This is a genomic window from Paraclostridium tenue (assembly GCF_039521565.1).
GTDB classification, from domain to species: domain Bacteria; phylum Bacillota; class Clostridia; order Peptostreptococcales; family Peptostreptococcaceae; genus Paraclostridium; species Paraclostridium tenue.
In genome coordinates this window covers 48686-64163 of sequence record NZ_BAAACP010000010.1, presented here as the reverse complement: position 1 = coordinate 64163, position 15478 = coordinate 48686, and the positions used below count along the sequence as shown (strand labels likewise).

The window sequence follows — 15478 nt, the reverse complement described above, 5'->3', positions numbered from 1 at the left end:
TTTTTAGAAAAGTTGTATATCCGTATCTTCAAATAAATTATTTACTATGCTATTATACTCTTCCTGTCCCGCTTTAGATAAATAGGTCATTTCCCCAAATAAGTTTGTTATATCACTAATGCTTTTATCATATGAATTTTTTAAAATATATCTTTGATTTTGATCATCATATATACCAAATTTTTCATCACTGATGCTTGTGCTTTCTTGCAAGTTTGTTTTTTTGAAGTTGTTTCTATTATAAGAAAAATGCTTATTAGAACCTAACGAATATTCACTACATTGATAATATCTACTACTATTTGGCATCATTGATGTATCAATAGATACTACTGATACCATAGAAGCTATTAAACCTGCTGTAACTATTGGTTTATTTAAATAATTATTCACTTAATATCAACTCCTTCTTTTCTATTATATTATTAATATTTTGATTTATATTATATTTTATGCTTTTTATTATGTGATCAATTGTATCTTTTGTACATATATGATCTTCATTATGATTATATCCATACTTGTCATTCATATCTATATCTATAGACATATAATGACTAATCTCCTTTACATCTGGTTTAACCTTATTCTCACTTATAACTCCCTCAAATGTTCTTATATTATATATATTAAAGTTTAAATAATATGTGTCATCTAATAAATATGCCATTTTTTCAGACATATTGTATAATTTATTATTACTTTTAACATTTAAAAAATTATTGCTTAAAAAACCTATCGGGTCTTCTATGTCATCTATAATTACCCTTGATATTATACCTGAAAATAAGAATTTACCATCCGAATACTTAGAGAATACGTCAATTAATTTACTTATTCTCTCTTTAATATAATCAAAACACCTATCTATATCTCGATTATAAATATCATCAAATTCTATATTTAAATTAATATTTATAGAAGATATACTAAGTTCACTATGCCCATTTTGAGATTTAGCTATAATTCTAGGTATTTCCTCTGGTGCATCATCTGGTATAGGAATTATATTAAATGGCGTGATAAAATATTCCTTTAGTTCTTGTTCTATATCATAGGCAAACCTTCTTATATTGTCTACCTTAGGCATATATAAATTAAATCCTATATTATCAATTTTCATAATTAACCTCCTGTATAACTTCCGTTTACTATACCTTAATTATAACATTTAAAAAGTCTATATTCTACATATTTATATTCTACATAGTATTATATCCATATTTAATACCTTCAAAGCATTTTCTATATGGTTTATTTACATAGTTAGTTTATATGTTGTTTTCCTTGTTGATAAATTATATGAATTTAATTTATAATAAGTTAAGTTGATCATATATATCTAATAATTTTATAGACTTCACATTAATTTTATATTTTTTATTACTATGGTTGTGTTACTATTGTGTTTTTTTATAATAAAAAAGGAATTGCTTAATTTTTTAAATTAAGCAATTCCAATCTGTATAGCTTTTACAAAGCATTTATTGGTGGAGACGAGGGGAGTCGAACCCCTGTCCGCAAGTCTTTTCCTCGCTGCATCTACGTGTGTAGCCATCTGATTTAAATCTCGTCGCACACATCGCCCAGTGGCAAGCTATGTGATTGACCAGTCCCGATTAGTCCACTCTCGGTCGAGACACCCCGAAAGTAGTTCCCTGCATAGATGACATCCAGGCCTAGCCGGCAGGAGGGCTTAGGCGGGACGAGCAGTCATTAAGCTGCTAAAGCGTAATTATCGTTTGCGTTTATTTTAAATTCCCCAGTTTTTACGTGACCCAGAGTAACACGACACGCAGCCTCAAGTTCCAAACCCACGTCGAAACCATTACGCCCCCGTGGTAGTTTTATAGTCCTTAAGACTTTTTCGCAAACTTTTTTTCACCATTTATTATTAAGTTGTTATCTATATAATAAAACTTTTTAAAAACAAAAGCAATATTATCTCATTGGAATTAATACTAGTATCTACCAGATAATTCTCTTTCAATACGTCTATTAGCATCTTTTTTAGCTAAGTCTTGACGTTTATCATATAATTTCTTACCTTTTGCTAAAGCAAGCTCTACTTTTACTTTACCATTTTTAAGATAAACACTTAAAGGAATTAAAGAATATCCTTTTATAGTAGTAGCCCCTATAAGCTTTCTAATTTCATGCTTATGAAGTAATAATTTTCTAACTCTAAGAGGATCAACATTAAAAATGTTACCTTGCTCGTATGGACTTATATGAACTTGTTTTAAAAATACTTCTGAATTATCAACAGAAGCATAACCATCAGTCAAGTTAAGCTTTCCTTGTCTAATAGACTTAACCTCAGTACCTTTTAACTCGATACCACACTCATAAGTCTCTTCTATAAAATACTCATGTCTAGCTTTTCTATTAGTAGCTAAAACCTTAACACCTGCCATACAATTCACCTCTTATCTTTATCCTTCATTAATCACCTTAAAATATACCATATATAACCATACTAGTCAATACTTACAAAATACTAGTAAAATCATATATATAACTATATTTAATACTATTATATGTAATAACTTCAATATCTATTACACATAATCAATATATTATTATATTAATACCCAAATAAACTCTTTAACAACATATAACTTAAATATTATTGAAAAATAATTTTTTAATAATTTAAATTTCTTATATTTTAAAATCTTTTTTATAAATCTTTTGCTCTTTATCGTCTCTTTTTCCTTAAAGTTAAGTTACAAAAAACGAGGGTTTGATTAGTTGTTGACGAAACACTTAAAGACCGCTCTTTTTAGGTCTTTGTGTGAAGGAAACAACTAATCAACCCCCGCCATCAGTAACTAACTACTCATCTATATCATTTTCAACTTTACCTAATAATGCAAAGTCAATTTCTTTAAAGTCAACATTAACCTTATCAACTCTTATCTTAACAACATCACCGATTTTATACATTTTCTTAGTTCTCTCACCTAAAATAGTAAAAGTATTTTCATCAAATATATAATAATCATCACTCATATCAGCAAGTCTAACTAAACCTTCAACAGTATTATCAAGCTCTATAAACATACCAAAAGAAGTTACACTAGAAACTATACCGATAAACTCTTCTCCAACCTTATCTTCCATATATCTAGCTTTATAAATATCCTTAACATCTCTTTCAGCAAGTTCAGCTTCTCTTTCTCTTTCAGAAGATTGAGTTGAAGCATAATCAACTATTTGAGTTAATTGATCTTGTCTTTTTTGACTTATCTTTCCATTTAAGAACTCTTTTATAATTCTATGGATTTGTAAGTCTGGATATCTTCTTATTGGAGAAGTAAAGTGAGAGTAATATTGTGCAGCTAATCCAAAGTGACCTATACACTCTGGAGAATATCTAGCTTGTTTTAAAGAACGTAGCATAATAGTACTTATAGCCTTCTCCTCAGTAGTTCCATGTATATTTTCTATAATCTTTTGTAATTCCTTAGGATGAACACTTTCTAAGTCACCTTTTATAACATATCCAAAAGTAGATATAAACTTATTTAAAGTTTCTATCTTTTCATGCGCTGGGGTTTCATGGATTCTGTAAACAAAAGGCATGTTTAACCAGAAGAAGTGCTCTGCAACAGTTTCATTTGTAACTAACATGAACTCTTCTATTATTCTATTTGATATTCTTCTTTCATATTGTTTTATATCTACAACATCCCCATCACCATTTAAAATTATCTTAGCTTCTGGGAAATCAAAATCTATTGCTCCACGCTTTTCTCTTCTTTGCATTAATATTCTTGCTAACTTTTCAGCATTATAAAAATCATCTACAAGCTTAGCAAATGTTTTTTTAAGCTTTTCATCATCTTTTTCAAGAATATCAGAAACCTCTGTATAAGTCATTCTAGCTTTAGAGTTTATAATAGTTTCTTTTATATCGTGTTTAACAACCTCACCTTTACTGTTTATTTCCATAAACACAGATAATGTAAGCTTATCTTCAAAAGGATTTAAACTACATACTCCATTAGATAAAGTCTTAGGTAACATAGGTATAACCTTATCAACTAAATACACAGAAGTAGCTCTTTTTAAAGCTTCTTTATCTAATTTACTTTTTTCTTTTACATAATGAGTAACATCAGCTATATGAACTCCTAGCTTGTAGTTTCCATTATCTAAAACTTCTATAGATACAGCGTCATCTAAGTCTTTAGCATCTTCACCATCTATAGTAAATATATTCATATCTCTTATATCTAATCTTCTATCTATTTCTTCTTGTGGTATTTCAATAGCTACCTTCTCAGCTTCATCTAATACTTTCTTAGGAAACTCTTCAGGTAATCCATGCTCTCTTATTACAGAAGCAATCTCAACGTATCTCTCACCTTTTTGTCCTAATACTTCTATTATCTTACCTTCTGGCTTTCTATCTTCCATTGGCCACTTTGTTATTCTACAAACAACTTTGTCATTTGATTTTGCACCATTGAAAAACTTCTTAGGAACAAATATATCCTTATTAAATTTTTTATTATCAGGCACTACAAACCCGAAGTTTTTACTATCTTGGAAAGTTCCTACAACATCTGTTATAGCTCTTTCTATTACCTTAATTATTCTACCTTCTGCTCTTTTTTCGTCCGTTGCTGGTGTTGTTATTTCCGCTATTACTCTGTCATTATGCATTGCACCGTTTAAGCTATCAGCAGGTATAAATAAATCTTGAGTGTATTCTTCATCAGATTCTACAAATCCAAATCCTTTTTTATGAGATACTAATTTACCCACGAAAAGTCCCATCTTATTTGGAGATGTATACTTTCCTTTTTTAGTAAGTATCAAATACCCATCTTCTACCAATTCGTCTAAAAAATTATAAAACATTGGTATTTCTGTGTGATGTATATCAAATATCATTGCTAACTCTTCTTTTTTTAGAGGATTGTATGCTGCTTCTGATATAAGTCCCAACAATTTTTGTTTTAGCTCTTCACCCATTGTTTTTCCTCCTCATTTTTATATTTGTTATTTAATTTATTCTATGCGTTTAATAAATATTTTTCCCAATTTATTTATATAAATTACATATATATTAACTATTCCTAAATTATATCACTAATTGGTTTATTTTGTAATTTTTTGTTTTTTTAAATAAAAAACAATTACGATTTTCGTAATTGTCATCTTTTTAAACAAATTTAATTTTATTATTTAACTAAAAGTAAAGCTATTGCATTTAAGAAAAATAATACTGATGTTATTTTTGTAACTCTTGATAAAAAAGCTTCTTTTCCTTTTGGCTTAAAATAGCTTTGTGTTCCTTCTCCACCGAATTCAGTAGGTACAGCATTTTTGCTATCTTGAGGCATTATACTTATTACTAAAACGATAGATAAAACTATTTGTAATCCCATTAAAACATTAGCCATGGTTATCCTCCTACGTTTATAATCTCTAATTATAACATAATTTTAGTGTAGCACAATAAAATACTACATTCAAGTTGTTAAGCCTATCTTCTTTATATTATATACGTAATATTATCAAAATTTTTCAGTTTATAAAGTTATATATTAATTTTTTATCCTATAATGAATTATTTACATAAAGAAGTATTTTATTCTACTTAGTATAAAAATAAAGAGCCTTAGAAAAATCTAAGGCTCCTTTTATATAAAATAATTTATATTATTATTTTTTTAAGTTATAGAAAGATTTTAAACCACAGTATCTAGCAGGTTCACCTATCATTTCTTCTATTCTTAATAATTGGTTGTATTTAGCAACTCTATCAGTTCTTGATGGAGCACCAGTTTTTATTTGACCAGCATTTACTGCTACTGCTAAGTCAGCTATTGTAGTATCTTCAGTTTCTCCTGATCTATGAGATATAACAGCAGTGTATCCAGCTCTTTTTGCCATTTCTATAGCATCTAAAGTTTCAGTTAAAGTACCTATTTGGTTAACTTTTACTAATATAGAGTTAGCAACACCAGCTTCTATTCCTCTTTCTAATCTTTCAGTATTAGTAACAAATAAGTCGTCTCCAACTAATTGTAATTTGTTTCCTAATCTTTCAGTTAATACTTTCCATCCATCCCAGTCTTCTTCGTCTAATCCGTCTTCTATTGTTATTATTGGGAAGTTGTTAGCCCAATCTTCATATAATTCAACCATTTGCTCTGAAGTTAATTCTTTACCTTCTCCAGCTAAAACGTATTTTTTAGTTTCTTTGTTATACATTTCAGAAGCAGCAACGTCAAGTCCTAACATAACGTCTTTTCCTGGCTCATATCCAGCTTTTGATATAGCTTCAACTATTAATTCTAATGCAGCTCTGTTTGAATCTAAGTTTGGAGCAAATCCTCCCTCATCACCAACACCACAAGCTAATCCTTTTTCTCCTAAAACTTTCTTTAAAGAGTGGAATACTTCTGCACCCATTCTTAAAGCTTCTCTGAAAGATTTAGCTCCTACTGGTAATATCATAAATTCTTGAACGTCTACGTTGTTATCAGCATGTTCTCCACCGTTTAATATGTTCATCATTGGAACTGGTAATTGTTTAGCATTTACTCCACCTAAGTATTGGAATAAAGGTAGTCCAACTTCTTCAGCAGCAGCTCTAGCTACAGCCATAGAAACACCTAATATAGCATTAGCTCCTAATTTACCTTTGTTTTTAGTTCCATCTAATTCTATTAATAATCGATCTATTCCTGGTTGGTCAGTTGCATCCATACCTTCTAATTCAGGTGCTATTATTTCGTTTACATTATCAACTGCTTTTTCAACACCTTTTCCTAAAAATCTATCTTTATCTCCATCTCTTAACTCAACTGCTTCGAAAGCTCCTGTTGATGCTCCTGATGGAACTATAGCTCTACCAGTTGCTCCACTTTCTAATACTACTTCAACCTCTACAGTTGGGTTTCCTCTTGAATCTAATACTTCTCTAGCGTATACTAAATCGATTAATGACATAATTATGTCTCCTTTCAAGTTTACTATCAAATTTTTAAATTTATTTATATTATATTATATATTTTGGTAAATTATAGTTAATTTAGGCTAAATTTGCCGTATATAATTATTTTTCTATTAATGAAGTTCCAGTCATTTCTTCTGGTTTTTCTAAGTTCATTAAATCAAGTACTGTAGGTGCTATATCAGATAATCTTCCACCTTCTCTTAGTTTAACTGATTTATAATCATCACCTACTACTATAAATGGCACAGGGTTAGTTGAGTGAGCAGTTACAGTAGTTTTAGTTTCAGGGTCTTGCATAAGTTCTGCATTACCGTGGTCTGCAGTTATTAAAGAAACTCCACCTTTTTCTAATATTTTAGCTGTCACTTGACCAACACATTTATCTACTTCCTCTACAGCTTTAACTGCTGCTCCTATAACTCCAGTATGTCCTACCATATCAGGGTTAGCATAGTTAAGTACTATAAAGTCGTATTTATCTTCATCTATAGCTTTTAATATTTTTTCTGTTAATTCATCAGCACTCATTTCTGGTTGAAGGTCATATGTTGCAACTTTTGGAGATGGCACTAATAATCTATCTTCATCTTTATTTGGTTCTTCTACTCCACCATTAAAGAAGAAAGTAACATGAGCGTATTTTTCTGTTTCAGCAGCCCTTAATTGAGTTTTGCCCTTTTCAGCTAAATACTCTCCTAATGTATTTTTTAAACTTTGTGGTTTAAATGCTACATTGACATTTTTTATAGTTATGTCATATGTAGTTAAACAAACAAAGTAAGTTTTCATACAAGGCCTTTCAAATCCAGTAAAGTCATCACATACTAATGCTCTAGTTATTTGTCTTGCTCTATCTGGTCTAAAGTTTCCAAATACTATAGAATCATTTTCTTTTATAAGACCAACTGGCTTATCATTTTCAACTATTACAGTTGGTAATACGAATTCATCTGTTTTATCATCGGCATAAGCTTTTTCTATCGCTTCTTTTGCAGAAGTAGCAGTTTCGCCCTTACCGTCAACCATAGCTTCATAAGCTAATTGAATTCTTTCCCATCTTTTATCTCTATCCATAGCATAGTATCTTCCTGATACTGATGCAAATTTACCCACGCCTACTTCTTTCATGTATTTTTCTACATCTTCGATATAAGTTAAAGCACTTTTTGGTTCAGTGTCTCTACCATCTGTAAATGCATGAACATATACATTTTCAACACCATTTTCTTTAGCCATTTTTATTACAGCTTTTAAATGGTCTATGTGTGAGTGAACTCCACCATCAGATAATAATCCCATTAAATGAAGTGCATGTTCTTTTCCATTTTCCATAGCTTTTAGTAAGACTTCATTTTTAAAGAACTCACCATCTTCTATTGCTTTACTAACTCTAGTTAAATCTTGATATACTATTCTTCCTGCACCAATGTTAGTGTGTCCCACTTCTGAGTTACCCATTTGTCCATCTGGAAGACCTACATCAAGTCCACTAGCTTTTATTAAAGTATGAGGATAGTTTTCATGTAATTTATCTAAGTTAGGAGTCTTTGCACTTGCTACTGCATTTCCTACCTTTATATCACTACATCCAAAACCGTCCATTATTATTAATGCCACTGGTTTTTTCATGTTTTTCACTCCTTAGAAATTAACAAGCTCTACAAAGTCAGCAGGTTTTAAACTAGCTCCACCAACTAAAGCTCCATCTATATCAGTTTGATTCATTATTTCAGATACATTAGCAGGTTTAACACTTCCACCATATTGTATTCTTACTTCTTCAGATATTTCTTCTCCATATAATCCCTTAACTACATCTCTAACGTATGCTATTACATCGTTAGCTTGCTCAGCAGTTGCAGTTTTACCAGTTCCTATAGCCCATATTGGTTCATAAGCTATAACAACTTTTTTCATATCATCTTTAGATACGTTTTCTAAAGCTTTTTCAACTTGTACTTTACATACATCTTTAGTTTTATCAGCTTCTCTTTCTTCTAATGTTTCACCTATACATAATATTGGGTCTATTCCTGATTTTAAAGCTTTTAATACTTTTTTGTTTACTGTTTCATTAGTTTCATTAAAGTATTGTCTTCTTTCAGAATGTCCAAGTACTACATAATCTATGTTTAATTCATTTAACATAGGAGCAGATACTTCTCCTGTGAATGCTCCATTATCTTCATAGTGCATATTTTGAGCACCTATTTTTATATCAGTTCCTTTTGTAGCTTCTTTTAAATCCTTTAGTAAAGTAAAAGGTGCGCATATAACTGCTTCCACATCTGTATTATTTACTTTTCCTTTTATTTCATTAACAAATTCTACAGCTTCAGCTATAGTTTTGTGCATTTTCCAGTTTCCTGCTATTATAGGTTTTCTCATTTTGATTCCTCCATTACTATAAAATCTATATAGTACTTTTTTTAACTATGGTAGTGGTGGTAGTTTTATCACTACCATAGTCATATATTTTAAATTATTGGTAAATACTAATTTTTCTTATTTGTTATCTAAAGCTACTATACCTGGTAATTCTTTACCTTCTAAGAATTCAAGAGAAGCTCCTCCACCAGTTGAAACGTGAGTCATTTTATCTCCAAATCCTAATTGGTTAACAGCTGCAGCAGAGTCTCCTCCACCTATAACTGTTGTAGCATCAGTTAATGCTGCCATAGCTTTAGCAACAGCTAATGTTCCTTTTGCGAAGTTTTCAAATTCGAATACTCCCATTGGTCCATTCCATACTATTGTTTTAGAAGCTTTTACTGTATTTACATATTCTTCTATTGTTTTAGGTCCTATATCTAGTCCCATATATCCAGCTGGTATATTTGCATCTTCAGTTATAACTGGTTTAATATCAGCAAATTTATCAGCTACAGCATTGTCTATTGGTAATAATAATTTAACACCTTTAGCTTTTGCTTTTTCCATCATTTCTTTAGCATATTCAACTTTATCTTCTTCTACTAAAGAAGTTCCTATTTCATATCCTTGAGCTTTTAAGAATGTATAAGCCATTCCTCCACCTATTATTAGGTTGTCTACTTTTTCTAATAATTCATTTATAACAGCTATCTTATCAGAAACTTTAGCTCCACCTAATATAGCAGTAAAAGGTCTTACAGGATTAGCTACTGCTTCTCCTAAGAATTTTAATTCTTTTTGAATTAAGTATCCACAAGCTCTCTCAGCTAAAAATTCTCCAGCACCAACTGTTGAACAGTGAGCTCTATGTGCAGTTCCGAATGCATCATTTACGAATATTTCAGCTAAAGAAGCTAATTCTTTAGAAAAGTTTTCTTCATTTTTAGTTTCTTCTTTTCTATATCTAGTATTTTCAAGTAATACTACATCACCATTTTCCATTTTATCTACAGCAGCTTTTGCATTTTCTCCTACAACGTTTTCGTCAGCTGCAAATATAACTTCTTTACCTAACATTTCAGATAATCTTTTAGCTACTGGTGCTAAAGACAACTCTGGTTTAGCTTCTCCTTTAGGCTTTCCTAAGTGAGAACATAATATTACTTTTGCTCCGTTATCTACTAAGTATTTTATAGTAGGCATTGCCCCGTTTAATCTATTTTCATCAGTTATAACCCCATCTTTTAATGGTACGTTAAAGTCACATCTAACTAAAACTTTCTTACCACACACATCTATATCTTCTATTGTTTTCTTATTAAGCATTGACATAGTCATATCTCCTCTCAAAATAGTTCACACTATTTAGTATATCACATTTGTTGATTTTTGTATAAAAGTATATCACATTGATAGAGATTTGCTTCGCCTAAGCGACGTGTCGACGAAACATTTCATATCATCAATGACTTTATACGTTGCTAAAAAAGTCCGGAGCCCGTAGCGTTAAACTACAAACCCGGACTTTTTTGAAGCCTTTTACTTTTTATTTAAATTACTTAGCTAAATTAGCGAAGTATCCTAAAGTTCTTATTAATTGAGAAGTGTAAGACATTTCATTGTCATACCAAGAAGTAACTTTAACTAATTGTTTTCCATCTACTTCCATAACTCTTGTTTGAGTTGCATCAAATAATGATCCGTATTCTATTCCTATTATATCTGTAGATACTAATGGTTCTTCAGTGTATCCGAAAGATTCATTAGATGCTTCTTTCATTGCATCATTTATTTCTTCTACAGTTACATTTTTATCTAATGTACAAACTAATTCAGTTAAAGAACCAGTTACAACTGGAACTCTTTGAGCTCCTCCGTCTAATTTACCTTTTAATTCTGGTATAACTAAACCTATAGCTTTTGCAGCTCCTGTAGTGTTAGGAACTATATTAGCAGCAGCAGCTCTAGCTCTTCTTAAATCACCCTTAGCATGAGGACCATCTAAAGTATTTTGGTCATTAGTATATGCATGTATAGTAGTCATGAACCCTTTTTGTAATCCGAATTTATCATTTAAAGTTTTAGCCATTGGTGCTAAACAGTTAGTTGTACAAGAAGCCCCTGATATAACTGTTTCGCTACCATCTAATATATCATGGTTAACGTTAAATACTACTGTCTTTAAGTCTCCTTTTGCAGGTGCAGATATAACAACTTTCTTAGCACCAGCTTCTAAGTGAAGACCAGCTTTTTCTTGAGATGTGAAGAATCCAGTACACTCTAATACTATATCAACATTTAATTCTTTCCATGGTAAGTCTTGTGGGTTTCTTTCTGCAGTAACTTTTATTTCTTGACCGTTAACTACGAAAGCTCCTTCTTTAACTTCTATTTCACCGTTGAATCTTCCTTGAGCTGAATCGTATTTGAATAAGTGAGCTAATGTCTTAGCGTCTGTTAAGTCATTTATTGCTACTACTTCAAATTTATCAGTTTGCTCCATTAATCTTCTTAGAGCTAATCTACCTATTCTACCAAATCCATTTATTGCTACTTTAACCATTTTATTTGCCTCCCTAAAATAAATGTGTGTATATTTAGCTAGCTTTAGCTAGTTATTAACTAATTTATTTCTAATATTTTATAAGCACTTTCCTCATCTGTAACAATTACCATATTATCATTTACCTTTGAAATCGCAGTAACTGCTTCTGCTTTACTTGCTCCTGCAAATATAGCTATATTATTTTTTACAGATTTAAATGTTTCTAAATTAATTCCTACAGTATTTAATTCATATACTATTTCACCATCTTTATTAAAATAGTATCCAAAAGCCTCTCCAACTGCTCCCTTAGATAATATTTCTTCTACTTGTTTTTTTGGTAATTTTCTTCTTGTAGCCATTTCATCTGCTCTTCCGATTCCAAACACAAGTATGTCTGTATCTACTATGTAATTTAAAGTTTTCTTTATCTCTGGTTCCAAACTAAGCGTTTTCATAGCCTCTACACCTAGCTCATCTGGTATATGAAGTAACTTATAGTGTGCTCCTAATTTTTTACCTACAATTGCTACAATATTATTTGCTTGAGTTTCTACATCTTTTCCGACTCCTCCTCTAGCAGGAACTATAGTCGTTTGATTGTATTTTTTATCGCCTCTTAAACTATTTGCAAATTCTAACATGGTACTTCCACCAGTTATTGATACAATATTTGTATCCTTTAATATACTTAAAAAATACTCTGCACCTTGTTTTGCAACATCTTTTAGTAAGCTTTCATTTTTTTCATAGTTACCAGGAATTATTATAACTTTCTTTATTCCCAGCTTTTCTTTAACTCTATTTTGTAGCTTAGAAAGACCCATAACCTCATTCATAAGATCTTTTAATTGGTCTAAAAGCTCTAATCCTTCTTGCGTAACTGTCATTCCTGATACAGCTACGTTTATTAGATTTTGTTCTTTTAAAACTTCTGTTTCAGATCTTATTATTCTTTCGCTAATTTCTAGCATATTTGATAATGTACGTCTCCCTATTGGTTCAGTTAAAGATATTTGTCTTAAAATTAAATATCTTCTTTCCATAAGTTCTATTACTTGTGGAATTAATTTTTTTTGTATATTAATTAAATCATTCATTAAAATCTTGCTCCTTCAATATTAATTAATGTTAACGGGACATTTAGTGTCCCTTGTTTAATTTTTAGTCCCACAAGTTAATTTTATTTTATAGGAAATCCTTACTAATTTCAATAGTTTTTAAAATTTTTTTTATAATTTTATTATTAATATTCCCTTCTTTTACTAGATGAAGGTATCTGAAGCTCTTCCCTATACTTGGCTACAGTTCTTCTAGCCACTGAAATTCCACTATCTTTTAATATTTTAGATAATTGTTCATCACTTAAAGGTTTTTTCTTATTTTCCCCTTTTATTGTTTCCTTTATTATCTTTTTTATACTTGTACTAGAGGCCATCTCATTTGAAGTAGTTTCTATGGCGCTACTAAAGAAGTATTTAAATTCATATACTCCAAAAGGTGTTAACATATATTTACCGTTTACCCCTCTGCTTACTGTCGATTCATGACATTCTATCATGTATGCTATATCCTTTAACTTTAGTGGCTTTATAAATTGTGGTCCTTTATTAAAAAACTCTTCTTGGCATGAAACTATAGATTCTGCTATTTTAAGTATAGTATGATTTCTACTTTGTATATTTTTAGCTAAATTTGTTGCAGAATTTAGCTTTGATTTTATAAAATCTTTAGCTTCATTGTCTGTAGAAGAATTTTTCAAAACTTCTTTATAGAAGTTATTTATTTTTAGAACATACGAATCTCTTTCATTTATGTAAATAACAAATTCATTTTCTATTTTTTCAACTATAACATCTGGTTGCACGTATACCGTTTTTTCACTAGAACATAATCTACCTGGTTTTGGATCTAATTTTTTTATCTTATTAACTAAAGTTATACACTTGTCCATAGGCAACTTATGTTTTTTACTAATTTCCTTTATTTTGTTTGATGCTATTAAATATAAATCTTCCTTTATTATTTGTATTAAATCTTCATCATAAATCCCTTGATTTTTAATTTGTATTATTAAACATTCAACTAAATTTCTTGCTCCAACCCCTACAGGATCTAATTGCTGAATCTTTGTTAAACAATTTTCAAACGTAAATTTATCTATCCCTAAATCTCCTAATATATATTGCTCTTCTATTCTTAAATATCCATCTTCATCTAAACTATCTATTATATAATTGCAAATTTCTTTTTCTAATTCTGTAAGTTTATATAATCCAATTTGAAGATTTAAATATTCATATAAGTTAGTTTCTTCCCTAATAATGTTTTCTAAGTTTAAATCATTGTCTGGATTATAAGTTTTTTCTCCTTTATATCCATTATCAATATTATTTATATAAGCTTCCCAATTTATCTCTTCCTTACGCTCAATATCTAATAATGGATTTTCTTCTGATTCTTTTCTTATTTCTTCTTCTAATTCAACCTTACTCATATTAAGGATTGCTAAGGATTGTTTCAACTGAGTTGTCATAACTAGCTTTTGTGATTGAACTAATTCCAACCTATTATTAAAGTTCATAAATTTATTCACCTCGCTTTATATCTATTGTCATATACTAAAAAACCCTTTTGCATTAATATATTCTACCACTTGGTACAACACTTATGCAAAAGGGTTTTATCCAATCTTTTATTATTTATTCATTTTATCTAATATAGCTTTTAATTCATCTTCATTAAATAAATATTTTGTATTACAGAATTGACATCCTATTTCTGCTTGTTTATCTTCTTCTATTATTTCAGATAATTGTTCTTTTCCTATAGATATTAAAACACCTTCAACTCTTTCTTTAGAACATTCACATTCAAATCCTACTTCGCATTTATCTAGTATTTGAGGATTTAAACCTTTAAGTACTATTTCAAGTATATCTTCAGGAGTTTTTCCATCCTTTAGCATGTTAGTTATAGAATCTAATCCTTTAACATTTTCTTCTAATGTTGCTATAGTTTCTTCAACAGCATCTGGCATTAATTGAACTATAAATCCTCCAGCATGCTCTACTTCTTCTTCTTTAGTTAATACACCTAAAGCTACTACTGATGGAGTTTGCTCTGATACTGCAAAGTAATAAGTTAAATCTTGTGCTATTTCTCCACTAACTATAGGATATGATCCATTATATGGCTCTCTTAATCCTAAATCCTTAGTAACTCTAACTGTTCCTTCTGTACCAACAGCAGCTGCAACATTTAATTTTCCATTTGGATAATCTTCAACTACAACATTTGGATTGTCTACATATCCTTTTACCATTCCTTTAGAATTAGCTGTTGCTAATATGCTTCCTATAGGTCCTCCACCTTTTATTATAACTGTTATTTTATCTCCATCATTTTTCATCATAAGACCCATCATAGATGTAGCTGTTAGAGTTCTTCCTAATGCTGCAGTTGCAACTTTAGTAGTTTTATGCATTTCTCTAGCTGTTTCTACCATATTTTTAGTTGTCGCAACAAAAGCTCTTACTTGACCGTCTCCAGCTGTTGCTCTTATTACATAATCTTTCATA

13 protein-coding genes and 1 other RNA gene are annotated in these 15478 nt (G+C 30.1%); all 14 read right to left on the bottom strand.

Going from position 1 to position 15478, the window contains the following annotated elements:
* Window positions 1-3: 3 nt before the first annotated feature.
* The gene (locus ABFX13_RS09275) at window positions 4-393 is read right to left on the bottom strand and encodes a hypothetical protein (RefSeq protein ID WP_346045229.1); all 390 of its coding nucleotides are present in this window, start codon (window positions 391-393) and stop codon (window positions 4-6) included.
* Window positions 386-1123 (bottom strand): hypothetical protein, encoded by a 738-nt coding sequence (locus ABFX13_RS09270; protein ID WP_346045227.1) that lies wholly within the window; start codon window positions 1121-1123, stop codon window positions 386-388. Before ABFX13_RS09270 ends, ABFX13_RS09275 begins: the two co-directional genes overlap by 8 nt.
* 365 nt (window positions 1124-1488) lie before the next feature.
* Window positions 1489-1838: a transfer-messenger RNA gene (gene ssrA, locus ABFX13_RS09265) on the bottom strand.
* A 123-nt stretch (window positions 1839-1961) separates the two neighbouring features.
* A complete protein-coding gene (gene smpB, locus ABFX13_RS09260) occupies window positions 1962-2417 on the bottom strand; it encodes an SsrA-binding protein SmpB (protein WP_147546722.1) in 456 nt (151 codons plus the stop codon).
* 421 nt (window positions 2418-2838) lie between these two features.
* A complete protein-coding gene (gene rnr / locus ABFX13_RS09255; protein WP_346045224.1) occupies window positions 2839-4986 on the bottom strand; it encodes a ribonuclease R in 2148 nt (715 codons plus the stop codon).
* A 209-nt stretch (window positions 4987-5195) separates the two neighbouring features.
* Window positions 5196-5417 carry a preprotein translocase subunit SecG gene (secG, locus tag ABFX13_RS09250; protein ID WP_147546726.1) on the bottom strand — a complete coding sequence of 74 codons (222 nt, stop codon included), beginning with the start codon at window positions 5415-5417 and terminating at the stop codon, window positions 5196-5198.
* Window positions 5418-5679: 262 nt separating this feature from the next.
* Window positions 5680-6972, bottom strand: coding sequence for a phosphopyruvate hydratase (gene eno / locus ABFX13_RS09245; protein ID WP_346045221.1), 1293 nt, complete (start codon window positions 6970-6972; stop codon window positions 5680-5682).
* Window positions 6973-7078: 106 nt separating this feature from the next.
* Window positions 7079-8608: a 2,3-bisphosphoglycerate-independent phosphoglycerate mutase gene (gene gpmI, locus ABFX13_RS09240; protein ID WP_346045219.1), complete on the bottom strand. Its 1530-nt coding sequence runs from the start codon at window positions 8606-8608 to the stop codon at window positions 7079-7081.
* Window positions 8609-8620: 12 nt separating this feature from the next.
* Window positions 8621-9367 (bottom strand): triose-phosphate isomerase, encoded by a 747-nt coding sequence (tpiA, locus tag ABFX13_RS09235; protein WP_147546734.1) that lies wholly within the window; start codon window positions 9365-9367, stop codon window positions 8621-8623.
* A 117-nt stretch (window positions 9368-9484) separates the two neighbouring features.
* Window positions 9485-10684 carry a phosphoglycerate kinase gene (locus ABFX13_RS09230; protein WP_346045212.1) on the bottom strand — a complete coding sequence of 400 codons (1200 nt, stop codon included), beginning with the start codon at window positions 10682-10684 and terminating at the stop codon, window positions 9485-9487.
* 223 nt (window positions 10685-10907) lie between these two features.
* Complete coding sequence (gene gap, locus ABFX13_RS09225) at window positions 10908-11915, bottom strand: type I glyceraldehyde-3-phosphate dehydrogenase (RefSeq protein ID WP_346045209.1); 1008 nt, start codon at window positions 11913-11915, stop codon at window positions 10908-10910.
* A 59-nt stretch (window positions 11916-11974) separates the two neighbouring features.
* A complete protein-coding gene (locus ABFX13_RS09220) occupies window positions 11975-12997 on the bottom strand; it encodes a sugar-binding transcriptional regulator (protein ID WP_346045207.1) in 1023 nt (340 codons plus the stop codon).
* A 146-nt stretch (window positions 12998-13143) separates the two neighbouring features.
* Window positions 13144-14481: an RNA polymerase factor sigma-54 gene (gene rpoN, locus ABFX13_RS09215; protein ID WP_346045205.1), complete on the bottom strand. Its 1338-nt coding sequence runs from the start codon at window positions 14479-14481 to the stop codon at window positions 13144-13146.
* A 114-nt stretch (window positions 14482-14595) separates the two neighbouring features.
* Window positions 14596-15477 (bottom strand): Hsp33 family molecular chaperone HslO, encoded by an 882-nt coding sequence (gene hslO / locus ABFX13_RS09210; RefSeq protein WP_147546744.1) that lies wholly within the window; start codon window positions 15475-15477, stop codon window positions 14596-14598.
* Between the last annotated feature and the right edge of the window lies 1 nt (window position 15478).